At 68.3% G+C, this 334-nt stretch carries 1 protein-coding gene; it reads right to left on the reverse strand.

The features are described 5' to 3' along the window. Nucleotides 1-334: FAD-dependent oxidoreductase (locus R5H29_RS00725; RefSeq protein WP_332328566.1), on the reverse strand; the 334-nt coding region annotated here is incomplete at both ends.

Here is a 334-nt window from a genome sequence, read left to right on the forward strand (position 1 = left end):
GTCTCCCCTGTCCATTGCGCCGCCAGCGTCTCACCCACCGCCGCCGCATGCTTGAACCCATGCCCCGAGCACGCCGAAACAATCACCACATTCGCCATCTCCGGATGCGGCGTCACCAGGAAATCATGGTCCGGCGTCGCCGTATGGCAGCACCGCGCGGACCGCGCCGGCGCCGGTGCCAGCCCGAAAAGCCGCCCACCCAGCACCCGCACCATCTCGTCCTGTTCCGCCGGCGCCACGTCCCGCCCTACCGCGTCCGGATCGACCGGACCCAGCGCATTAACCCCCGCCACCTTCACCATCCCCTCGCGCGCCGGAAACCCGTAAAAATGTT

Source organism: Stenotrophomonas sp. A3_2 (assembly GCF_036624925.1).
GTDB classification, from domain to species: Bacteria; Pseudomonadota; Gammaproteobacteria; order Xanthomonadales; family Xanthomonadaceae; genus Stenotrophomonas; species Stenotrophomonas hibiscicola.